Below are 20273 nucleotides of genomic sequence, written 5' to 3' on the forward strand. Positions count from 1 at the left end.
TCAGTGCCCCTCGAACGTCATCAGCGTGCGCACCGGCACGTCCATGGCGCGCAGCTTGGCGGCGCCGCCGAGCTCGGGCAGGTCGATGATGAAGCAGGCGGCGACGACGTTGGCGCCGATCTGGCGGAGCAGCTTCACCGCGCCCTCGGCGGTGCCGCCGGTGGCGATGAGGTCGTCGACCAGGATGACGCGCTCGCCGGGTTGGATCGCGTCGACATGCATCTCCATCTCGTCGATGCCGTATTCGAGCGAGTAGGCGATGCGCACGGTGGTGTGCGGCAGCTTGCCCTTCTTGCGGATCGGCACGAAGCCGGCGGAGAGCTGATGCGCCACCGCGCCGCCGATGATGAACCCACGCGCTTCCATGCCGGCGACCTTGTCGATCTTGTTGCCGGCCCAGGGATTGACGAGCTCGTCCACCGCGCGGCGGAACGCGCGCGCGTCCGCGAGCAGGGTCGTGATGTCGCGGAACATGATCCCCGGCTTGGGATAGTCGGGAATGGTACGGACGCTCGCCTTGATGTCGTGGTCAAAAGTCATTCGTGCCTCTCAATTGACCGGCGCATCCAGCCGGAACGCGTTTTCGACAATACGCAAGCCCACCTCGCCGCCGAGCGACATCAGCGATTCCGGGTGGAATTGCACGCCGGCGACCGGCAGGGTCTTGTGCTCCAGCGCCATGGCGACGCCATCCTCGGTGCTGGCGGTGACGCTCAACACCTCCGGCATGCTGTCGCGCTCGACATAGAGCGAGTGATAGCGGCCGATGACGATCTCGTTCGGCAGGTTGCGCATCAGGCGGCCGCCGCGGACCTGGACCCGCGAGGGCCGGCCGTGGGCGGGATGGGTGAGCTGGCCGAGCTCGCCGCCGAAATATTCGCCGATCGCCTGCACGCCGAGGCAGACGCCGAACACCGGCAGCTTCTGCGCCAGCGCCGCATCGATGGTCTTCTTGATCCCGAAATCCTCAGGGCGCCCGGGGCCGGGCGACAGCACCAGCAAATCCCACCTCTTCTGCTTGAGCATGTCGAGCGCATGCACATAGCGGACCACGGTGACACTGGCGCCGACCTGGCGGAAATAGTCGGCGAGCATGTGCACGAAGCTGTCGTCGTGGTCGATCAGCAGCACCTGCTTGCCCGAGCCGGTGGCATCGGGGGCAAAGGTCGAGAGCGGCTTCGGCGGATCGCCGCGCAGCGCCTGGAACAGGGCAGCGGCCTTGACCTGGCACTCGCGGTCTTCCGCGGCGGGATCGGAGTCGAACAGGCAGGTGGCGCCGACGCGCACCTCTGCCAGACCATCCTTCATGCGGATGGTGCGGATGGTGAGGCCGGTGTTGATGCTGCCGTCGAAATTCACCGCGCCGATCGCACCGGCATACCAGCGCCGCGGCGAGCGCTCGTGATCCTCGACGAACTGCATCGCCCAGAGCTTCGGCGCACCTGTGACGGTGACCGCCCAAGCGTGGGTGAGGAAGGCATCGAGCGCGTCGAAGCCGGGGCGCAGCATGCCCTCGACGTGATCGACGGTGTGGAACAGCTTTGAGTAAGTCTCGATCTGGCGGCGCGCCAGGACCTTGATGGTACCGGGCACGCAGACGCGCGCCTTGTCGTTGCGGTCGACGTCGGTGCACATGTTGAGCTCGAACTCGTCCTTCTCCGAATTAAGGAGCTGGCGGATCTGCTCGGCATCGCCGATCGCGTCGCTGCCGCGCGCGATCGTGCCCGAGATCGGGCAGGTCTCGACGCGGCGGCCATCCGAGCGCACGAACATTTCCGGCGAAGCCGAGACCAGAAACTCGCCCTCGCCGAGATTCATCAGCGCGCCATAGGGCGACGGGTTGATGACGCAGAGGCGCTGGAACACTTCCGCCGGCGAGCGGTCGCAGGGCTCGGCGAACAGCTGGCCGGGCACGGCCTCGAACAGATCGCCCCGCGCGAAGGCGGCGCGCGCGGTCTCGACGGTGGCCTGATATTCACCGGGCGCGTGATCGGCAAAGCCCTGGCGCGGCGTCTTCAGGTATGGGCTGTCGGCGGTCTCGCGCGGCAGGCCTTCGGTCGACTTCCCCTTCCAGGCGAAATCGTAAGCGAGCACCACGCCGCGGCCGGTGGCGCGATCATAGGCCAGCAGGCGATCGGGCACGTACAGCACGATGTCGCGCTGGTCAGCCTCGCGCGGGCGCTTCTGCACGAGGTCCTCGATCTGGAAGACGAGGTCGTAGGCGAAGGCGCCGAACAGGCCGAGCAGGCCGTCATCATTGGCGGAGAAGGCGGCGACGAGATCGCGCACCAGCGACATCACGCTGGCACGCCGCGTGCGCTGGTCCTCCTCGACCGGGGCATCGCCGCGGATGATGTGGCCGGCCAAACGCGTCGCGGTCCTCTCGGAGATGACCACGCAGGGCTCGCGCAGAACCTCGGTGAGGAAGGCGATCAGCACCTGGCCGCGCTCGTTCAGCGCTTCCAGCTTGAAATTGACGCCTGATGTCTCGAGCTTGAGCGGCGGGTCGGAAAAGCCGAGGTCGAAGCTTTCGTAACGGCCGGGCACGGTCGTGCCTGAGGACAGCACCACGCCGCGGCGGCGGTCGAGCAGGCTCACGAGATCGTCGAGCCTGTTGGCGCCGCCGGTGAACTGCTCGGCCACGCGCGTGATCGCAAGACCCGCGCGGGTCACGTAGTCGCTTCTGGCCGGAAGGGCAAAGACTGTCCTGTTCATGTCGTCCTCTTACGAAACTTGCCGAGGGAACGCCACACAGGACAAACGATCAGGCCGCCGCACTGCGTTGGCGACCTCAGACGATTTTGGAAAGGAAATCGCACCGGCCACCTCGTCAGGAGGTGCGCCACCAAAGACGGGCTGGGCGGACGGCGGTGCTCATGGGCGGGATACTCACCATGGCACGGGGGCGGCGTCAAGGGCGGCCGGGCCCCGACGCTGCCCGTACAGATGGCTCGCCGGCAGCGAGATCGAGTCTCGGATCAGACCAGCTCGTCCGGTTTCGGCACATCGCGCCGCCCGTGACGCACGTGGATGACCTCCAGCGCGTCATTGGTGACGCGGTAATAGATCAGGTACGGAAACGGGACGATCGGAAAGACTCGAACTCCGGCCATATCAGTCGCACGCCCCAGGCCCGGATACTTCGCAAGCAACTGGCTGGCGGACCGGATGCGCCTCACAACTGCGCTGGCAGCGCGCCTGTCGTGATCCGAGATATATTCGTGAATTCCGTTGATATCAGTGCGGGCACGCCGGGCGTACCGAAGCTTCACAGCCCGCACTTCTTCCAGAGCGCAGCCATTTCCTCGTCGGTCGCGAACTCGCCGCGCTCGGCCTGTCCAAGCCCCTCAAGCACGGCCGCGCGATGGTCATCAGGCACGACGAACAGAACGTCGTCGTTGGCGACGATCTGTTCGAGCACCTCGGCGACATAGGCTTGCCGATCTTCCGGCAGCCTTCTCACCTTCTCGATCACATCTTCCAAGTCCTTGGTCATGGACGGAATATACACCACTTGGGTACTGAAAACGACCCGTTCCCTAGCCCAGATGCTTCCTGAAAAACTCCGTCGCCCTGCCCCAGGCGAGCTCGGCGGCTTCACGGTCGTGCACGGCCTGGCGCTGCTCGTTGACGAAGGCGTGCTCGGCGTCATAGCGGAATAGTTCGAGCGACTTGCCGGCGGCCTTCATGGCCTTTTCGAAGCCGCCCACCAGCTCCGGCGTGCACCAATCGTCCTTGTTGGCGAAATGGGCCTGGAGCGGGATCTTGACGTCGGCGGGCTTGGCCGCCTGCTCCGGCGGAATGCCGTAGAAGACGACGCCGGCCGCGAGCTCCGGGATCTTGGTCGCGCCGATGATGGTGACGGCACCGCCGAGGCAGAAGCCGGTTAGCCCGACCTTGGCGCCATTGCGCGACAGGTATTGCGTGGCGCCGCGCACGGTCTGCGTGGTCGCGTCCATGAAGTCGAGCGAGTTCATCTCCTTGTTGGCGCTCTCCGTGTCGTGATACGGCACCACCTTGCCCTTGTAGAGATCGGGCGCCAGCGCATCGAAGCCGGCGAGCGCGAAGCGATCGCACAGGCCCTTGATCTGATCCGACAGGCCCCACCATTCCTGGATCACGACCACGCCCGGCGCGTTGCCGCGCGCGGCATTGGCGAGATAGCCCGAGGCGTCCTTGCCGTCCGGGCGCTTGAAGGTGATGGTGGTTCCCATGGTGTCCTCCGGTGAGTTTCTGGGGAGCGGTCGAGGGTATTTTGGCCGGTGGGAGCGGGCGGCGCAATCCACACTCTCGTCATTCCGGGGCGATGCGTCAGCATCGAGCCCGGAATCCATTCATCCACCAACTCTGTCGCGCGATGGATTCCGGGCTCGCGCTATCGCGCGCCCCGGAATGACGAAGCAAAAAAAGCCCCCTTGCGGGGGCTTTTTCATCTCGTCTCGTCTTGCGCCGCTCAGTGCGAGTCGGCCCAGACCTTCTTCTTGGTGAAGTACATCAGGCCCGCGAAGATGATCAGGAACACAAACACCTGGAAGCCGAGGCGCTTGCGCGCTTCCATGTGCGGTTCGGCGGTCCACATCAGGAACGTGGTGACGTCCTTGGCGTACTGGGCGACCGTGGCCGGCGAGCCGTCGTCGTAGGTTACCTGGCCGTCGCTGAGCGGCTTCGGCATCTTGATGGCGTGACCCGGGAAGTACTTGTTGTAGTAGGACCCCTCCGGGATGGTGACGCCCTCCGGCACCTTCTCCTCATAACCCTGGAGCACCGCGGTGACATAGTCGGGCCCCTGCTCCTGGTACTGGGTGAAGAAGTCGAAGATGAACCAGGGGAAGCCGCGCTTGTAGGAGCGCGCCTTAGTGATCAGGGACAGGTCGGGCGGCGCCGCACCGCCGTTCGCCGCACGCGCGGCCTGCTCGTTCGGGAATGGCGAGGGGAAATAATCCGCCGCCCGGCCCGGACGCTCGAACATGTCACCCGCATCGTTCGGACCGTCCTTGACCTTGTAGTCCGATGCGAAGGCGGCCGCCTGCGCCACCGAATAGCCGGGCCCGCCGGGCTCGGCGAGGTTGCGGAAGGCGATATAGGACAGGCCGTGGCAGCTGGCGCAGACCTCCTTGTAGACCTTCAGGCCGCGCTGCAGCGCGCCGCGGTCAAACGTGCCGAAAGGGCCTGAGAACGACCATTTGTTGCCCGGAGGCGAGTCGCTGCCTTCAGACGCTTTCGCGCTGTCGATCGAGCCCGCGAACAATGATCCGGCCAGCGCCAGCATGATCGCGGTCGAGACCATCGGCGTCGACCTGCTCCCGGTTTTGGCCAGGACTGCATCCGAAATCGAGTTCGGCACCGGCCGCGGCTTCTCGATGCGCGCGAGCAGCGGCAGCACGATCAGGAAGTAGGCGAAGTAGCAGACCGTCAGAACCCGGCCGGCAACGACGTAGATGCCTTCCGGCGGCTGCGCGCCGAGATAGCCGAGCAGGATGCAGACCACGACGAAGATCCAGAAGAACTGCTTGGCGAGCGGACGGTACTTCGACGACCTGGTCCTGGCGCTGTCGAGCCAGGGCAGGAAGCACAGGATGATGATCGCCCCGAACATCGCGATGACGCCCGCGAGCTTGTTCGGGATCGAGCGCAGGATCGCGTAGAACGGCAGGTAATACCATTCCGGAACGATGTGCGGCGGCGTCACGCCCGGGTTCGCCGGAATGTAGTTGTCGGCGTCGCCGAGATAGTTCGGCATGTAGAAGATGAACCAGGCGTACAGCAGCAGGAAGCAGGAAACGCCGAACATGTCCTTGATGGTCGCATGCGGCGTGAACGGCACCGTGTCCTTTTCCGTCTTCGGCTCGACCCCGTCAGGATTGTTCTGGCCGGCGACGTGCAGCGCCCAGACGTGCAGCACGACGACGCCCGCGATCACGAACGGCAGGAGATAGTGCAGCGAGAAGAAGCGGTTCAGCGTCGGGTTGCCGACCGAATAACCGCCCCACAGCAGCGTCACGATGCTCTCGCCGACATAGGGAATGGCGGAGAACAGATTGGTGATGACGGTGGCGCCCCAGAAGCTCATCTGGCCCCACGGCAGCACGTAGCCCATGAAGCCGGTCGCCATCATCAGGAGGTAGATGATGACGCCGAGGATCCACAGCACCTCGCGCGGCTCCTTGTACGACCCGTAATAAAGGCCGCGGAACATATGGACATAGACGGCGACGAAGAACATCGAGGCACCGACCGCGTGCATGTTGCGCAGCAGCCAGCCGTAGTTGACGTCGCGGACGATCAGCTCGACCGACTTGAAGGCGAGATCGGCATTCGGCGTGTAGTGCATCGCCAGGATCACGCCGGTCAGGATCTGCATCCCCAGCATGAAGGAGAGAATGGCGCCGAAGGTCCACCAATAGTTCAGGTTGCGCGGGGTGGGATAGGCCACGAAGGAGGAGTGCATGAGACCAAAGATCGGCAGACGCCGCTCGATCCATTGCAGGGCCGGATTGCTCGGCTGGTAGTCGGATGGTCCGCTCATGATGCGATCCTGAGGAAATAGTACGACGAGACGGCGCGAAGCTTCGGACGCGGGTCCGAAGCTCAGCCGATCTGGATTTTGGTGTCGGAAACGAACTGGTACGGCGGCACTGCCAGGTTCGAGGGCGCAGGGCCCTGGCGAATGCGGCCGGACGTATCGTACACCGAACCATGGCAGGGGCAGAAGAACCCGTCGTAGCTGCCTTCATGAGCGATCGGGATGCAGCCGAGATGGGTGCAGATACCGATCACGACCAGCCACTGCTCGTGGCCGGACTTGACCCGGGCTTCGTCGGCCTGCGGATCGGGCAGGCTCGCCACGCTGACGGCGCGCGCCTCGTCGATCTGCTTCTTGGTGCGGTGGCTGATGTAGATCGGCTTGCCGCGCCAGAACACCTTGATGTCCTGGCCCTCGGCGATCGGGCTGAGATCGACCTCGATCGGCGCGCCGGCGGCGATCGTCGAGGCATCAGGATTCATTTGGGAGATGAAGGGCCAGAGCGCAGCCGCGCCCCCTACTGCTGCAGCTGCCCCTGTTGCAACGAATAAGAAATCACGGCGTGTCGGATGGTCCGCCGAAGACGCTGTCGTCACGATTCCAACCCTTTCTTCTTATGCTACCGGTGGAACCGCTCCGAGGGGCGCCCAAGAGGTCCCCGGAAAGGCTGCCGGCGCCCGCGGCCCCCCGCGGCGGCAGAACTTGGCTTGTTCACCTCTAAACGGGTGAAACAGCAGTCCAGAATCGTTCTATTGGCACCCTTGCCGGGCGAGCGCAAGCCCGCTAACGGCGTGGGAGCGTGCCATGCACGAATTCCCGGGCGGGCGATGTTTTATTGAGACATTTCCGGTCCGCCTTGCCCCTGACACCGCCCATGCAGATAGCGCTTTTCCAACCTGACATCGCTCAGAACACCGGCACGATTCTCAGGCTTTGCGCCTGTCTGGACATGCCCGCCCATATCATCGAACCTGCGGGCTTCCCCGTCTCCGACCGCTTGTTCCGCCGGGCGGGAATGGATTACCTCGACCATGTCAGGCTCACCCGCCATGACTCCTGGACGAAATTCGAGGAGTGGCGCGCAGGCCAGGGCTGCCGGCTGCTGCTGTTCACCACCAGGGCCGCCACCGACTATCGCGATTTTCGTTACCAGAGCTCGGACATCCTGCTATTCGGGCGCGAGAGCGCCGGCGTCACCGACGCGGTGGTCGAGGCCGCCGATGCGCGCCTGGTGATCCCGATCAAGGCGGGGCTGCGGTCGCTCAATGTCGCCATGACGGCGGCGATGGCCGCAGGCGAGGCGCTGCGGCAGATTCGGAACCCGCAAGTTTGACAGGTTGAGGAGAGAGACTTGAGTTACGCGGTCAAGGAAATCTTCCTGACCCTGCAAGGCGAAGGCGCCCATGCCGGGCGCGCGTCCGTGTTCTGCCGTTTTGCCGGCTGCAATCTCTGGAGCGGCCGCGAGGCCGACCGCGGGGATGCGACCTGCAAGTTCTGCGACACGGATTTCGTCGGGACCGACGGCACCCTCGGCGGCCGCTACGGCTCGGCTGCGGAACTCGCCGACACCATCGCCGCGCAATGGCGTGCGAGGGCCGACAACCGCTACGTGGTTCTGACCGGCGGCGAGCCGCTGCTCCAGGTCGACGCCGCGCTGATCGACGCGCTGCACGCGAGAGGCTTCGAGATCGGCGTCGAGACCAACGGCACGATCGCAGCTCCTGAGGGGCTCGACTGGATCTGCGTCAGCCCCAAGGGCGGCAGCGAGCTGGTCGTGCGGCGCGGCCACGAGCTGAAGCTGGTCTATCCCCAGGCGTTGGCGATGCCCGAAGCATTTGAGGATCTCGCCTTCGAACGCTTCTCGCTGCAGCCGATGGACGGGCCCGAGGTCATCGAGAACACCGCGCGCGCGATCGATTATTGCCTGCACCATCCGCAATGGCGGCTGAGCGTGCAGACCCACAAATCGCTCGGCATCAGATAGGACACGACCCACGAATGCAGATGGACGTTACGACAATCGAAGACCGCAAGGCCCGCGCCCGCGCCTGGTTCGAGCGCTTGCGCGACGACATCTGCGCGAGCTTCGAGCGGCTCGAGGATGACGCACCGCAAAGCCTCTATCCGGGCGAGGCCGGCCGCTTCAAGCGCACGCCCTGGCAGCGCACCGACCACTCTGGCGCGCCCGGCGGCGGCGGCGTGATGTCGATGATGCATGGCCGCCTGTTCGAGAAGGTCGGCGTGCACTGCTCGACCGTGCACGGCGAGTTCGCGCCCGAGTTTCGCGCCCAGATCCCCGGCGCCGCGGAGGATCCAGAATTCTGGGCGTCCGGCATCTCGCTGATCGCGCATATGCGCAATCCGAACGTGCCCGCCGTGCACATGAACACGCGCTTCGTCGTCACCACAAAGGCCTGGTTCGGCGGCGGCGCCGACCTCACGCCGGTGCTGGAGCGAAGGCGAACGCAGGAGGATGCGGACAGCATCGCCTTCCATGCGGCGATGAAGGAGGCCTGCAAGCAGCCGAGCGGCGTTGCCGACTACGACAAGTACAAGAAATGGTGCGACGAATATTTCCACCTGCCGCACCGGAAAGAAGCGCGCGGCATCGGCGGCATCTTCTACGACTGGCACGACAGCGGCGACTGGGATGCCGACCTCGCCTTCACCCAGGACGTCGGCCGCGCCTTCCTGAAGATCTATCCCGAGATCGTGCGGCGCAATTTCACGAGCGCCTGGACCGCTGCGGACCGCGAGGAGCAACTGATCCGGCGCGGCCGCTATGTCGAGTTCAACCTGCTCTACGACCGCGGCACCATCTTCGGGCTCAAGACCGGCGGCAATGTGGACTCCATCCTGTCGTCGCTGCCGCCGGAGGTGAAGTGGCCATGAGCGCTGTGAACCCGCTGCCGCGCGCCATGCTGATCGACATGGACGACACCATCCTGTCGGCCTATGGCCGGCCCGAGATCGCCTGGAACACGATCACGGCCGAATTCGCCGAAGAGCTCGCCCCGCTGCCGCCGCCGATGGTCGCAACCGCGGTGCTGGCGTTCGCGCGAAACTTCTGGGCCAACGCGGAAGCAGCGTGGCGGATGAAGCTCGCCGAAGCCCGCCACCTCACGGTGAAGGGCGGGTTCGCCGCGCTCGCGGCCGCCGGTCACCGCGCCCTGCCCGACGACCTCGCCATTCGCCTCGCCGACCGCTTCACCGCCTATCGCGAGGAGGAGATGTTCGTCTTCCCCGGCGCGCATGAGGCGATCGACCAGTTCAAGGCGCTCGGCATCAAGCTGGCGCTGGTCACCAACGGCGCCGCCGACATGCAGCGCGCCAAGGTCGAGCGTTTCGAGCTCGCGCACCGCTTCCACCACATCCAGATCGAGGGCGAGCACGGTTTCGGCAAGCCCGAGGAGCGCGCCTATCTGCACGCGATGGAGGCGCTCGGCGTCACCGCTGGGGATACCTGGATGATCGGCGACAATCTGGAATGGGAGGTCGTGACGCCCCAGCGCCTCGGCATCTATTCGATCTGGATGGACGTGCACGGCGAGGGCCTGCCCGAAGGCTCGACGGTCAGGCCCGACCGCATCATCCGCTCGCTCGGCGAGCTGCTGCCTGACCAGACTTGACCAGGCACAAAACAAAATATCGAAAAACAACCCCATGCACAGTAGGGCGCCGCTGCAAAATCAAAGGCTTACGGATTTTACGAATTTCCTTTGACCCGTCGGGCAAAACAGGGGCATAATGGCATGGTCGGGATGCGTGCGACGGAGATATTTTCCGCGTGAGCCGTCCCCGGGCGTTCGAGCCGTTCGCGTAGACTGGCGCGGACCATCGTTCCTCGCCGTTTTCCCCCATGGCTATCGCATATGACTCGTTGCGGCGGCCTGCGCGCACGCCTCGTCCTTCGAGACGGCGCTTACGCGCCTCCTCAGGATGAGGCTAAGCGGCGTCAGTGCTTGTTGAAACTGCTGCCGCGCACTCCGTCCTCATCCTGAGGAGCCCGCCTGAAGCGGGCGTCTCGAAGGATGGCCACAGGGAAAAGCTCTCAAATGCGATAGCCCTGCGTTTTCCCCGTGTCATGACCGCCTGCTAGCCTCCCCCGCGTCGATCAACCCGAAAGGACAATTTATGGATTTGAAAGCCGGCGATGTCGTGATGCTGAAATCCGGCGGCCAGCCGCTGACGGTTGCAGAGGTGAAGGAGAACGAGGTGCTGTGCCTGTGGATGGGCATGGAAGGCGATCTCTTCCGCGAGACGCTGCCGCTCGCCGTGCTCGTGCAGGTCGAGGAAGAGGAGGAAGAGGACGACGAGGATGAGGACGAGGAGTAGGCGCATCCTCGCCCGGCCGGAGCTTTCCGCTCCGGTGCTCCCGATGTCCGCTTCTGCCAATGGCGGACATCGCTGGATGTCGTACAGCGGCCAAGAGGGGCAGCGTCTCAATTAACTTCAATTCCTGCAGAGCGGATCACGCGGGCGTACTTCTCAGTCTCTTGAGCGATGAACTCGGAGAATTGTGTCGATGAACCGAGGATGCTCGTTCCCCCGAGCTCTGCAATCCTGGTCTTCATGCGGGGGTTCTCGAGCGCGGCGTTAACTTCCCGGTTGAGCCTTTCGACAATGTCTGTCGGGGTCATTCTTGGAGCACCTATGCCGAACCACGAACCGGCCTCGTAGCCAGGGACAGTCTCGGCGGCACTCGGCACGTCGGGCAGACTCGCAGACCTGTTCGAAGTTGTCACCGCAATCGGGATGAGCTCGCCTCGCCTGATGTGCGCAATCGACGAGGGCATGGGATCGAACATTGCGTCAATGCTTCCGGCCAAGAGAGCGGCGAGCGCGGGCGTTGAACCGAGATACGGCACCAGTTCAACATCGATGCCGGTCATCGTCTTGAACAGCTCGATGCCGATGTGCTGAGGCGTACCCCTCCCCGCGAATCCGATCTTGAGCTTGCCCGGGTTGGCCTTGGCGTGGGCGATAAATTCCGTGACCGTCCGGACTGGAACGGAGGGATGCACCTCGATCACCAGCGGGACCCGATACAAGAACGCAACGGGCGCGATATCACGGGCGAAATCGAAGTCGAGCCCTTTGAAAAGGGTCGTGTTGATGGTGTTCACCGGTCCACAAATGAGGAGCGTGTGACCATCAGGGTCCGACTTGACCACCGATCTCGTCGCCACATTCCCGCTCTGCCCCGGCTGGTTTTCGATGATGAATTCCTGACCGAGTCTCTCGGAAAGCCAAGGGGCGATCAAGCGACCGGCGATGTCGACCGGTCCCCCGGCGGGAAATCCGACGACAAGCCGTACGCTTCGCGCCGGATAGCCTTCGGCCAAAGCGATCTGCGGCAGAAAAGATGTCCCTATCGTCGCCAACGCGGCGTTCACAAGATCGCGCCTCCGCAGTTGCATGTCGCTCTCCTTGCTTGGCGACGGAACGACTAACGTTTGGACCCGTATTCCGCTATGATATGCTTGGATCGATCTTGATACTTTCAGGGTATGCTGTGGACCTACGCCGCCTTAGATATTTCGTTGCGGTTGCCGAGGAAGGACATATCACCCGCGCAGCGGAGCGCCTTGATATGCAGCAGCCGCCTCTCAGCCGACAAATCAGCCTGATGGAACGAGATCTGGGCATTCAGCTCTTCCGTCGCACGCCTCGCGGCGTCGAAATGACCGTCGCGGGTCAAGCCCTGTTAAGCGAAGCCAAGGCGGTCCTTGCACAGTTCGATCGTGCGATCGATGCGACCCGGCGTGCAGCACGCGGAGAACAGGGCACTCTGTGTATCGGAATTGCGCCAACAGCGCCGTTTAACCCGTTCGTTCCAGACTCGATCCGATGCTTCAGGGAAGCCAATCCGCTGGTTTCGCTCGTGTTGCATGAGGGGCTCAGCAATGACATCGTTGCGCAATTCAACAACGACCAGATGGACGTTGCCTTCGTGCGCGCGTCCCAGATCCACGCAGACGGGGTCATCGTCGCCCCTCTTCAAGAGGAGCCCTTGGTCGCCGCCCTGCCAAGCCATCATCGCGCGGCAAGAACCAAGTCCAAGGCAGCTTCCCTGAAGAGCTTTGCAAACGATCCGTTCATCATGATCGGCCCGGCCGGGACCGGTTTGCACGACGAGACAATCGCAGCTTGCCATAGGGCTGCATTTACACCTCGTCTTGGCCAGCCGGCCCCCAGAATCACATCGGCACTCGGCTTGGTGGCGGCTGGACTGGGCATCGCCCTGGTGCCTTCAACGATGCAGAGTGCGCGCATGAAAGGGGTCACTTATCTTCCTCTTGCAGATGCCTCAGCAAAGGCTTTTCTTGGCTTGGCCTGGCGGCGAGACGATCCGTCGCCGGTGCTCAAGAAGTTCTTGAGCCTGGTTCGGGCGATGGCAAAGAATAAGGCCTAGCGCGCCCTGGCTGCAGCAAGCTTAGCCGTACCATCTTGGTACCTGGCGCCTGCTCTGATCCGCAGGCAGGAGCCACGAAGGCCCGCATGTCGGCGGCGCGATGTTTGGGTTCCGTCTCAGGCCTCTCGGCTCCGGGCATCCCCGAGACCGTATCGCCGTCAATATCCTGGTGCTAGATTTCCTGCTCCTACCGGACAGGAGGACAGCATGCCTGATAGCGTCTACAAGGTCATTGAACTGGTCGGTACCAGCAGCGACTCATGGGAAAAGGCGGCCGCCAACGCGGTCGAGCAAGCTGCAAAATCTCTCCGGGATCTTCGCGTTGCAGAGGTCGTCAAGCTCGATATGCAGCTGGATGACAAGGGAAAGGTCGAGGCCTATCGCGCCAAGCTCAACGTGTCGTTCAAGTTCGAGGGCTCCTGAGCCTCGGCACCTCGCCCCCACTTGTGGGGGCGGGGATCTCTCATTGAGAAAGGCGCGTAAGTGCTGCGCCTAACCGGGCGCTGGACCCTCTCGGAAGTAGGCCCTAGTCCGACTAACCCCGATATGCTTTGATGCGTGGAGGCGTGTTGCGCGTGGTAGCCCCATGTACATGGTCATTCGCAAGTACACCAAGGTTCGTTCGGTAGCGGACGCCGCTCGCCGCGCCAAGAGCGGCGTCGGTGAGATCCTGAGGCAATCGCACGGATTCAGATCTTACTATGTGCTGGATGCGGGCGACGGTGTTGGTATCGCCGTGATGATATTTGACGACCGCGAAAGCGCCAATGCAGCGAACGCCAAGATACTGGCGTTTGTTCAGGCCAGTCTTCATGACCTCGATCTTGGAGTTCCCGAAATCACCACCGGCGAGGTTTTGGTGAACATAGAGCCTAACGGGTCCTCGGGCATAGAGTAGCGGAAAGCGCTGCCAGCTGCATGGGGTGCCGCCTGCTGCCGATGCAATCAACCTGGTCCGCGTCTTTGCAGCGATCGGGCCCTGGACATCTGCAGGTCGTTGGCCAGGGAAATGCGACTGCGCGACTTTTCGAGGAGTAGCAACAATATGAAGCAACACACCTCCGAAACATCTTCCACCGCGGCGGCCGGCTGGACACCGCTCGTGCTCATGGGCACCGCGATGCCGCCAAGAGATCCCGATGACGACGAAGAGGACGAGGACGAAGACGACGACGAGGAGGAGGAAGATGACGCTGACGAACCGGCGGTCGTGCGCGAGCCGGACGAAGACTAGACTGGCGCGTGCTCGGCAGTCCGCGATATATTATCTCCCATGGGCTGGGATGCGAAAGACATAGCGCTCCTCAACAGGCTCTGGTCCGAAGGACAGAGCGCGGCACAGATAGCGCGCCGTCTCGGGTGCAGTCGTAACGCGGTCTGCGGCCTGCTGACCCGTCAGGGCCTGAAGCGTGGCCACAAGCCGCCCACGGCAAGACCCAAGATAAGGTCGGCCCCGAAGCTGAGGCCGACGTCGTCGGCAGACTGCGCCCGTCCAGTCGCACAGAAGGTGCCGCGAAACTCGGCGGAGAGGCAGCAGCCCAAGGAATTCAGCAAGCAGCAGCTTTACGCCATTCTGGCTGAGGCGGTCAGAAACACCGGCTAAGAGTTCGCCACCAACGTCGCGGCGCTCCCGTCAATGCCGAGGGCAATCGCATTTGAGAGCTTTTCCCTGCGGCCATTCTTCGAGACGCCCGCTTGAGGCGGGCTCCTCAGGATGAGGACGGAGCGCACGGCTGCAGTTTCAACGGGCACTGAAGCTAATTAGCCTCATCCTGAGGAGGCGCGTAAGCGCCGTCGCGAAGGACGAGGCGTGCGCGCAGGCCGCCGCCGCGAGTCATATGCGATAGTCCTGCGTCACTGCCCGGCCCAGCTCGACGGGCTCGGCTATCGGGCAACGCCCAAGACATTCGTACAAGGAATTCGTTTCAACTCAGATGGCAGCTCCGGCCAGCAAGAAGGCGCCGCCAAGCGCGACCATCACGAGTCCCGGCCAGTTCGATTTGATGCCGAAGCCGCTACCTGGCCTTTCAGGTTCCAGCGTATCGCGCCCGGAGCGAAGCCACCTTCCACCGCTGAACCGGCCTCGCCAGATGGGCTGAAACGCCATTTGGAGCACGCCGCCGAAAACAAGGAGCACACCAAGCCATATGAGAGTCATGCTCGCCTCCTCTACCCGCGAACGCCGATAGGTTGCTGCGCCGGGAACCGTCGCGCATTCAGCGTCTGCCCGCCACTCTCGGAATCAGACCGACCTTGAAAGCCGCCGGACGCACCAACGCGCCCACGTAGGCCGGGAGACCGCACTCACCGAAGCTCAGGCCACGTCTGAGCGTCCTGCCTAGTCCTCGTCCGGCTCGCGCACGACCGGCGGTTCGTCGGTTTGGTTCCCTTCATCGTCTTGCCTTTCCTCCTCCTCCTCTTCGTCGTCATCAGGATCTCGGGGCGGCATCGTGTTGGCCGTCATCGCGGAGACGTGCCGGTCGATCTCAGCGGGAACCAGCTCGGGGGGTAGGGTCATGTTGTTGCTCCTCGGATGTGACCCCGGGGCACTCTACCCTTTTTCGGCATGGCAGGCACGAAATTGGCAACCAGCGCGGACGCGCCGAGCGAACCATCGGCGAACCGGGACAGTGCACTCAATGGTGCCAGCAGCAGCATATCGCGTGCGACGACGTAAGGCCTCCAGACTGAGGCACAGCCCGAGGTGCTGCGATGGTCGGGTGCAGTCAAATGGAGGCTGGCTGTTCAACCCCGGCGACCCGGTCCCCCGGCTTGATCTAGCGCAAGATTCGGAATCGCTCTCAGTAATAATATATTCACTTAGTTGGAGGCGACAATGATCATTGAGCGCCTATCCCAGGAACACCGCAATATCGAAACGCTGCTCGCCGTGCTCGAGCACGAGCTTGAGATTTTCGATCGCGGCGACCACCCCGACTATGAGGTCATTCGCGCAATCATCAGCTATTTCGAGCTCTATCCCGAGATGTATCATCATCCCCTGGAGGAGTTGGTCTTTGCCAAGCTAGAGCTTCGGGATCCGGCTGCGGCGGCAAGCGTCGGCAATCTGAGACTTGAGCACAAAAAGGGCACCGATCGTTTGCGCCGCGTTGCGCAGGCGATCGAGGGTGTTCTTTCGGATCGGGAGATCCTTCGGCAAAACGTGGACAATATCGTTCGCGATTTCATAGAGAGCGAGCGGCATCACATCATGATTGAAGACCGCGATTTCTTTCCTGCCGCTCTCAAGGCTCTGAAGCCTGCAGATTGGAGCGAGATCGCTTCGACCTCAACCGATCATGAGGATCCGCTGTTCAGCGAGGCTGCCGAAGAGACCTTCAGCGCGTTACGACAGCGCATCTTGCAGATGGAGAACGAATCCGAAGTCGGGCGACGTTAGAGGCGCTCGATTGGAGCACAATAGAGCTAGAGACCGCAGCGCCGTGGGTTGGGGATTCGCACCGTCAATGCCTCGACCGTCTATCGGATCAGCTGCCTCGCAGCCGCCGAGATCATCACGAGCCCGCCCGTGATCACCGCGACGTCGAGGATCGCGGTGTGGATGTGCACCGGCATCCGCTCGACGAAAGCCTTGGCGAGGAACGCGCCGGGCACGGCGACGCCGCCGATCAGAAGCGCGAAGGCGAGCACCTGCGCGGTCACGGCGCCGGCAAGGCCGAACACCGAGATCTTGATGAGGCCGGTGCCGAGCGAGATCATCGCATCGGTCGCGATCACGGCGGCGCCTTCGAGGCCGGCGGCCATCAAGAGCGAGAGCAGGATCACGCCGGAGCCGGAGGTGCCGCCGACCAGCACACCATAGCCGACGGAGCCGGCGGCAAGGCCGGTGTCGCCGATCTTGACCTGGCGGCGGCGGAGCACGCGGCGCAGCGGCACGCTCAGGATCAGCATGGTGCCGATCACGAGCGCCGCGCCGGCGTTGGTGAGGCGCGTATAGCCGTAGGCGCCGAGCGCGGTCGTCAGCGCCGCGCAGGCCAGCACGATCAGCACGCGGCGGCGGTCGCCATGGCGGACATAGGCCAGAGCGCGGCTCGCATTGGTCAGCATCGCGGAGATCGCGATGATCGGCACCACGGGCTCGGCGCCGACCAGCGGCACCAGCACCAAGGGCATCAGCGCGCCGGTGCCGTAGCCGGCGAGACCGCCGATGACCGAAGCAAACAACGCCATCGTTGCTACCAGCAAAAGCTGTGGGATCGAGATGTCGGCGAAGCCCGAGACGATGGTCACGATTTCCCGTCGCGGCTGATTCGTGCCGCAGCTTGATCGGCGATGGCAGCGAGCGCGGCTTCCTCCAGGGGAAAATCCGCCGCAAGCCAAGCGTCCTCGGCGAGCGTCAACACATGTCCGAGCGCGGGTCCTTCGGCGAGACCGCGCGCGATGAAGTCGGCGGCCTTCAGCGGAAATTTCGGCGCGGTCCAGCGCTGCGGCAGCTCGGCGAGCGCACGCCAGCGCATCGAGGTGACATCGCCGCCGTTCCTCGCCCAGCCGAGCAACACGCGATCGCGATAGCGCTCAGGCCCGAGCCGGTAGAGCAACCGCCGTGCATTGGCTTCGTCCTTGGCGGCGAAGCGCCACCAGCGGTGCCCCATCGAATCCAGCGCCTTGTTTTCGGCATTGGAGAGCCGCAAGCGCACGGCGACGCGCTTGGCGTCTTCGGTGACGGCGACCGCCAGCGCGGCGAGGCGTCGCGTGCCGCTGGCGGGAAGGCCGAGCTCGCGCTCGATCGCGACCATCGTCGCCAGCGGGCCCGTATAGACAACGCCGCCGATCAGCGCTTGCAGCAATCCGCCCTCGGCCATGGCCAGCACGGCCGCGGAGGCGCCGCCGGCCACCAGCAGCTTAAGCATCTCCATGCGCACGCGCTCGGCCGACAGGCTGGCTAGCCCTGCGCGTCCCCGGATACAGGCGAGATAGCCGTCGCGGTCGGGCTCGCCGGCGCCGAAAGCCGCGTGGATGCGGAAGAAACGCAGGATGCGCAAATAATCCTCGGCGATGCGCTGGTCGGGATCGCCGATGAAGCGCACGCGGCGGGCTCTCGCATCCGCGATGCCGCCGACATAGTCGTAGACGACACCGCGCGCATCGACCGACAGGCCGTTCATGGTGAAGTCGCGCCGCTCGGCATCCTTCACCCAGTCGCGGCCAAACGCGACCTTGGCCTTGCGGCCGAAGGTCTCGGTGTCCTCGCGCAGCGTTGTGACTTCATAGGGATGCCCGTCGATGACGAGCGTGACGGTGCCGTGGTCGATGCCGGTCGGCACGCCCTTGATGCCGGCGGCCTTGGCGCGCCGCATCACCTCCTCCGGCAGCGCCGTGGTCGCGATGTCGATGTCACCAGGCTTGAGACCGAGCAGTGCATTGCGTACGGCGCCGCCGACCACCCGCGCCTCCTCGCCATCAGCGCCGAGCAGCTCCAGGACGCGCGCGGTCCCGCCTGCGGTCAGCCAGGGCGCATGGGCGAGTAAAGGCTCCGCGCTCATCGATCGGCCCCTATTTTTCCGCGCCCGGCACGAGCTTGCCGTTCTCGATATGGGCGGGAACGTAGGTCGAATCCGGCGGCGCGCCGGAGAAATGCGCAAGGCCGATCAGGCCGGCGATGACCAGCACGATCGCCGCCAGCGCAAGGCGCGCGACGATCGCGACCGGCCAGGAGGATCGCGCGAACAGGCCGGAGCGCGTGGCGGCCAGGAACAGCGCATAGACGGCAAAGGGGATGAGGAAGATTCCGATCTCGGTCAGAACCGTCCGGATCATGATGAATAGATCCGCTCATACAGCACACGCAGCATTCCCGCCGTCGCCCCCCAGATGTAGCGTTCCGCGAACGGCATCGCGTAGTAAGACCGCTCCATGCCGCGGAATTCCTTGCTATGCACCTGGTGGTTCACCGGGTTCATCAGGAAGGATAGAGGCACCTCGAACGCATCATCAACCTCGGAACGGTTGATGGCGAGCGAAAAGCCCGGCCTGACCCTCGCCACCGTCGGCAGGATGCGGAAGCCGAAGCCGGTGCCGTAGAGGTCGAGATAGCCGAGCGGCTCGACGAAGTCCCTGGACAGGCCGACCTCCTCCTCGGCCTCGCGCAGCGCCGCATCGAGCGGCGAGGCGTCGGTCGCATCGATCTTGCCGCCGGGAAACGCGATCTGGCCGGCATGGTCGTTGAGATGCGCCGAGCGCTGCGTCAGGAGGATGGTCGGCTCGGGATGGTCGACCACCGCGATCAGGACCGCCGCCGGGCGCACCGGCTGCTCGCGCGCGATGATCTCGAGCATCTTGTCGGTGCCGGGATCGCCCGAGGCGGGGATGATGTTGGGATCGTAGAGGCCGGGCGGCACGTCGAAGCCGAGCCTCGCTCTGGAGCGGGCGAAGAAATCGGCAGCGCCGAGCGCGACCGGCTCGCGCTCAGGCTCGCTATTGGGGATAGGCTTGTTCAAAGCGCGGCCCTCACCTGCTCCGCATCGGCCATGGCGAAGAATTCGCCGGCCGACTCGACGCCGAACATCGGCTGGCCATCGACCATCCGCTCCTCGCCCATGTCAACCAGATCGTAATAGAGCGCACGGGTCACCTTGGCCCAGAGATCGGCACGGACGTGCAGATAGGGCGTCAGCCCGCCGTCCGCCGCCTGCTCGAAGCGCAGCCGGTGCGCGGCATCGCAGGTGACCCAGTCGTCGACATTGGTGCGGAAGCTCAGCACGCGATGGTTGTCCTCGCCGTCCTTTTGCATCTCGACCGCCATGAACGGCGCGTCGTCGACGCGGATGCCGACCTTCTCCACCGGCGTCACGAGGAAATGCTTGTCGCCCTCGCGCTTCAGGATGGTCGAGAACAGGCGGACGAGGGCGTGACGCCCGATTGGCGTCCCCATGTAGAACCAAGTACCATCGGAGGCGATTCGGATGTCGAGATCGCCGCAAAACGGCGGATTCCACAGATGCACCGGAGGCAGGCCCTTCTTGGCGCCTTCGGCACCGGCAGCACTTTTGGCGGCGGCAGTCAGCCCCTCGAGACCGCGATCGGCGCTCTGCCCTTGGTTCGCCATGGTTTGCCCTGACTCTGTGATTGGCACGATTGGTGCAGGTCTACGTTGTACTCGGGTGCGCGGTTCCATCCTGGAATAGTCCGGTGTGGAGGTCGCCACTTCGTGATGCCGTACATACCCCGAAGCCGATAAGGTGGGGATAGGTTAATTCAACGAATACATGGCCTTCCTGCGAGTCTAGCATAGGGCCCATGTGCTGGGCCCATGTGCTGGCGCGACGACGCAGGAACGTGACGACGCAAGCAAGCCGCGTGGCAGGCTGAAGGAGC

Annotated in this window: 26 protein-coding genes; 11 read left to right on the forward strand and 15 right to left on the reverse strand. The window is 64.1% G+C overall.

The genetic code is table 11. The annotated features are described in order from the left end of the window. From JQ566_RS17390 to petA, 7 genes are all read right to left on the reverse strand, one after another. A complete protein-coding gene (locus tag JQ566_RS17390; protein WP_018323310.1) occupies window positions 1–540 on the reverse strand; it encodes an adenine phosphoribosyltransferase in 540 nt (179 codons plus the stop codon). A gap of 9 nt (window positions 541–549) precedes the next feature. Then, window positions 550–2715 (reverse strand): anthranilate synthase component I, encoded by a 2166-nt coding sequence (locus tag JQ566_RS17395; protein ID WP_212373800.1) that lies wholly within the window; start codon window positions 2713–2715, stop codon window positions 550–552. Between the two features lie 263 nt (window positions 2716–2978). Then, on the reverse strand, window positions 2979–3281 hold the full coding sequence (locus JQ566_RS17400; RefSeq protein WP_349643331.1) for a type II toxin-antitoxin system RelE/ParE family toxin: 303 nt from the start codon (window positions 3279–3281) through the stop codon (window positions 2979–2981). Then, complete coding sequence (locus tag JQ566_RS17405) at window positions 3269–3496, reverse strand: hypothetical protein (RefSeq protein ID WP_212373804.1); 228 nt, start codon at window positions 3494–3496, stop codon at window positions 3269–3271. The genes JQ566_RS17400 and JQ566_RS17405 overlap by 13 nt, the downstream gene beginning before the upstream one ends. 43 nt (window positions 3497–3539) lie before the next feature. Next, entirely contained in the window at window positions 3540–4214 is a 675-nt protein-coding gene (locus tag JQ566_RS17410) for a dienelactone hydrolase family protein (protein ID WP_212373806.1), read from the reverse strand. A 239-nt stretch (window positions 4215–4453) separates the two neighbouring features. After that, window positions 4454–6526, reverse strand: coding sequence for a cytochrome b/c1 (gene fbcH / locus JQ566_RS17415; protein ID WP_212373808.1), 2073 nt, complete (start codon window positions 6524–6526; stop codon window positions 4454–4456). Window positions 6527–6588: 62 nt separating this feature from the next. Continuing rightward, window positions 6589–7119 (reverse strand): ubiquinol-cytochrome c reductase iron-sulfur subunit, encoded by a 531-nt coding sequence (petA, locus tag JQ566_RS17420; protein ID WP_212373810.1) that lies wholly within the window; start codon window positions 7117–7119, stop codon window positions 6589–6591. Between the two features lie 278 nt (window positions 7120–7397). Here petA and JQ566_RS17425 point away from each other — a divergent pair, with 278 nt between their 5' ends. The 5 genes from JQ566_RS17425 to JQ566_RS17445 all read left to right on the forward strand — a co-directional run bounded on the left by JQ566_RS17425 (window position 7398) and on the right by JQ566_RS17445 (window position 10858). Then, window positions 7398–7856, forward strand: a complete 459-nt coding sequence (locus JQ566_RS17425; RefSeq protein ID WP_212373812.1) for a tRNA (cytidine(34)-2'-O)-methyltransferase — start codon at window positions 7398–7400, stop codon at window positions 7854–7856. A gap of 18 nt (window positions 7857–7874) precedes the next feature. Further along, the gene (gene queE / locus JQ566_RS17430) at window positions 7875–8507 is read left to right on the forward strand and encodes a 7-carboxy-7-deazaguanine synthase (RefSeq protein WP_212373814.1); all 633 of its coding nucleotides are present in this window, start codon (window positions 7875–7877) and stop codon (window positions 8505–8507) included. 20 nt (window positions 8508–8527) lie between these two features. Continuing rightward, window positions 8528–9415, forward strand: a complete 888-nt coding sequence (gene hemF / locus JQ566_RS17435; RefSeq protein ID WP_212373816.1) for an oxygen-dependent coproporphyrinogen oxidase — start codon at window positions 8528–8530, stop codon at window positions 9413–9415. After that, window positions 9412–10152: an HAD family hydrolase gene (locus tag JQ566_RS17440; RefSeq protein WP_249139523.1), complete on the forward strand. Its 741-nt coding sequence runs from the start codon at window positions 9412–9414 to the stop codon at window positions 10150–10152. The genes hemF and JQ566_RS17440 overlap by 4 nt, the downstream gene beginning before the upstream one ends. A 505-nt stretch (window positions 10153–10657) precedes the next feature. After that, entirely contained in the window at window positions 10658–10858 is a 201-nt protein-coding gene (locus tag JQ566_RS17445) for a DUF2158 domain-containing protein (protein ID WP_212373820.1), read from the forward strand. A gap of 107 nt (window positions 10859–10965) precedes the next feature. On the opposite strand, the gene JQ566_RS17450 is transcribed toward JQ566_RS17445, so the two are convergent. Further along, window positions 10966–11943, reverse strand: a complete 978-nt coding sequence (locus JQ566_RS17450; RefSeq protein WP_212373822.1) for a Bug family tripartite tricarboxylate transporter substrate binding protein — start codon at window positions 11941–11943, stop codon at window positions 10966–10968. 59 nt (window positions 11944–12002) lie between these two features. On the opposite strand from JQ566_RS17450, the gene JQ566_RS17455 reads away from it, so the two are divergent. The 5 genes from JQ566_RS17455 to JQ566_RS17475 all read left to right on the forward strand — a co-directional run bounded on the left by JQ566_RS17455 (window position 12003) and on the right by JQ566_RS17475 (window position 14541). Continuing rightward, window positions 12003–12938, forward strand: a complete 936-nt coding sequence (locus JQ566_RS17455) for a LysR family transcriptional regulator (RefSeq protein ID WP_212373825.1) — start codon at window positions 12003–12005, stop codon at window positions 12936–12938. A 207-nt stretch (window positions 12939–13145) separates the two neighbouring features. Beyond that, window positions 13146–13361, forward strand: a complete 216-nt coding sequence (locus JQ566_RS17460; protein WP_212373827.1) for a dodecin family protein — start codon at window positions 13146–13148, stop codon at window positions 13359–13361. A gap of 163 nt (window positions 13362–13524) precedes the next feature. Continuing rightward, a complete protein-coding gene (locus JQ566_RS17465) occupies window positions 13525–13836 on the forward strand; it encodes a hypothetical protein (RefSeq protein WP_212373829.1) in 312 nt (103 codons plus the stop codon). Between the two features lie 147 nt (window positions 13837–13983). Then, window positions 13984–14172, forward strand: a complete 189-nt coding sequence (locus JQ566_RS17470; protein WP_212373831.1) for a hypothetical protein — start codon at window positions 13984–13986, stop codon at window positions 14170–14172. 39 nt (window positions 14173–14211) lie between these two features. Next, window positions 14212–14541 (forward strand): GcrA family cell cycle regulator, encoded by a 330-nt coding sequence (locus JQ566_RS17475; RefSeq protein WP_212373833.1) that lies wholly within the window; start codon window positions 14212–14214, stop codon window positions 14539–14541. A 327-nt stretch (window positions 14542–14868) separates the two neighbouring features. Here JQ566_RS17475 and JQ566_RS17480 read toward each other — a convergent pair whose 3' ends face one another. Then, window positions 14869–15096 (reverse strand): hypothetical protein, encoded by a 228-nt coding sequence (locus JQ566_RS17480; protein WP_212373835.1) that lies wholly within the window; start codon window positions 15094–15096, stop codon window positions 14869–14871. A gap of 180 nt (window positions 15097–15276) precedes the next feature. Next, on the reverse strand, window positions 15277–15456 hold the full coding sequence (locus JQ566_RS17485) for a hypothetical protein (protein WP_212374134.1): 180 nt from the start codon (window positions 15454–15456) through the stop codon (window positions 15277–15279). 318 nt (window positions 15457–15774) lie between these two features. Here JQ566_RS17485 and JQ566_RS17490 point away from each other — a divergent pair, with 318 nt between their 5' ends. Then, complete coding sequence (locus tag JQ566_RS17490; protein WP_212373838.1) at window positions 15775–16338, forward strand: hemerythrin domain-containing protein; 564 nt, start codon at window positions 15775–15777, stop codon at window positions 16336–16338. A gap of 80 nt (window positions 16339–16418) precedes the next feature. On the opposite strand, the gene JQ566_RS17495 is transcribed toward JQ566_RS17490, so the two are convergent. Genes JQ566_RS17495 through JQ566_RS17515 form a run of 5 tightly spaced genes read right to left on the reverse strand, consistent with a single transcriptional unit; the run spans window position 16419 to window position 20004 of the window. Then, on the reverse strand, window positions 16419–17189 hold the full coding sequence (locus JQ566_RS17495) for a sulfite exporter TauE/SafE family protein (protein ID WP_212373840.1): 771 nt from the start codon (window positions 17187–17189) through the stop codon (window positions 16419–16421). Continuing rightward, window positions 17186–18442 carry a CCA tRNA nucleotidyltransferase gene (locus tag JQ566_RS17500; protein WP_212373843.1) on the reverse strand — a complete coding sequence of 419 codons (1257 nt, stop codon included), beginning with the start codon at window positions 18440–18442 and terminating at the stop codon, window positions 17186–17188. The genes JQ566_RS17495 and JQ566_RS17500 overlap by 4 nt, the downstream gene beginning before the upstream one ends. 10 nt (window positions 18443–18452) lie before the next feature. Then, entirely contained in the window at window positions 18453–18716 is a 264-nt protein-coding gene (locus tag JQ566_RS17505; RefSeq protein ID WP_212373845.1) for a DUF6111 family protein, read from the reverse strand. Beyond that, entirely contained in the window at window positions 18713–19396 is a 684-nt protein-coding gene (locus tag JQ566_RS17510) for a CoA pyrophosphatase (RefSeq protein ID WP_212373847.1), read from the reverse strand. Before JQ566_RS17510 ends, JQ566_RS17505 begins: the two co-directional genes overlap by 4 nt. After that, complete coding sequence (locus JQ566_RS17515; RefSeq protein ID WP_212373849.1) at window positions 19393–20004, reverse strand: DUF1285 domain-containing protein; 612 nt, start codon at window positions 20002–20004, stop codon at window positions 19393–19395. The genes JQ566_RS17510 and JQ566_RS17515 overlap by 4 nt, the downstream gene beginning before the upstream one ends. Window positions 20005–20273: the final 269 nt, after the last annotated feature.

Origin of the sequence: Bradyrhizobium sp. SZCCT0231 (assembly GCF_018130245.1) — a bacterium.
In the GTDB taxonomy this organism is placed as follows: Bacteria; Pseudomonadota; Alphaproteobacteria; order Rhizobiales; family Xanthobacteraceae; genus Bradyrhizobium; species Bradyrhizobium japonicum_F.

Bases quoted from the DNA above. Each gene is read 5' to 3' on its own strand.
- JQ566_RS17390 (WP_018323310.1), bottom strand. From the start codon at position 540: ATGACTTTTGACCACGACATCAAGGCGAGCGTCCGTACCATTCCCGAC.
- JQ566_RS17395 (WP_212373800.1), bottom strand. From the start codon at position 2,715: ATGAACAGGACAGTCTTTGCCCTTCCGGCCAGAAGCGACTACGTGACC.
- JQ566_RS17405 (WP_212373804.1), bottom strand. From the start codon at position 3,496: ATGACCAAGGACTTGGAAGATGTGATCGAGAAGGTGAGAAGGCTGCCG.
- JQ566_RS17410 (WP_212373806.1), bottom strand. From the start codon at position 4,214: ATGGGAACCACCATCACCTTCAAGCGCCCGGACGGCAAGGACGCCTCG.
- fbcH (WP_212373808.1), bottom strand. From the start codon at position 6,526: ATGAGCGGACCATCCGACTACCAGCCGAGCAATCCGGCCCTGCAATGG.
- JQ566_RS17425 (WP_212373812.1), top strand. From the start codon at position 7,398: ATGCAGATAGCGCTTTTCCAACCTGACATCGCTCAGAACACCGGCACG.
- hemF (WP_212373816.1), top strand. From the start codon at position 8,528: ATGGACGTTACGACAATCGAAGACCGCAAGGCCCGCGCCCGCGCCTGG.
- JQ566_RS17440 (WP_249139523.1), top strand. From the start codon at position 9,412: ATGAGCGCTGTGAACCCGCTGCCGCGCGCCATGCTGATCGACATGGAC.
- JQ566_RS17445 (WP_212373820.1), top strand. From the start codon at position 10,658: ATGGATTTGAAAGCCGGCGATGTCGTGATGCTGAAATCCGGCGGCCAG.
- JQ566_RS17450 (WP_212373822.1), bottom strand. From the start codon at position 11,943: ATGCAACTGCGGAGGCGCGATCTTGTGAACGCCGCGTTGGCGACGATA.
- JQ566_RS17455 (WP_212373825.1), top strand. From the start codon at position 12,003: ATGCTTGGATCGATCTTGATACTTTCAGGGTATGCTGTGGACCTACGC.
- JQ566_RS17460 (WP_212373827.1), top strand. From the start codon at position 13,146: ATGCCTGATAGCGTCTACAAGGTCATTGAACTGGTCGGTACCAGCAGC.
- JQ566_RS17465 (WP_212373829.1), top strand. From the start codon at position 13,525: ATGTACATGGTCATTCGCAAGTACACCAAGGTTCGTTCGGTAGCGGAC.
- JQ566_RS17470 (WP_212373831.1), top strand. From the start codon at position 13,984: ATGAAGCAACACACCTCCGAAACATCTTCCACCGCGGCGGCCGGCTGG.
- JQ566_RS17475 (WP_212373833.1), top strand. From the start codon at position 14,212: ATGGGCTGGGATGCGAAAGACATAGCGCTCCTCAACAGGCTCTGGTCC.
- JQ566_RS17480 (WP_212373835.1), bottom strand. From the start codon at position 15,096: ATGACTCTCATATGGCTTGGTGTGCTCCTTGTTTTCGGCGGCGTGCTC.
- JQ566_RS17485 (WP_212374134.1), bottom strand. From the start codon at position 15,456: ATGACCCTACCCCCCGAGCTGGTTCCCGCTGAGATCGACCGGCACGTC.
- JQ566_RS17490 (WP_212373838.1), top strand. From the start codon at position 15,775: ATGATCATTGAGCGCCTATCCCAGGAACACCGCAATATCGAAACGCTG.
- JQ566_RS17500 (WP_212373843.1), bottom strand. From the start codon at position 18,442: ATGAGCGCGGAGCCTTTACTCGCCCATGCGCCCTGGCTGACCGCAGGC.
- JQ566_RS17505 (WP_212373845.1), bottom strand. From the start codon at position 18,716: ATGATCCGGACGGTTCTGACCGAGATCGGAATCTTCCTCATCCCCTTT.
- JQ566_RS17515 (WP_212373849.1), bottom strand. From the start codon at position 20,004: ATGGCGAACCAAGGGCAGAGCGCCGATCGCGGTCTCGAGGGGCTGACT.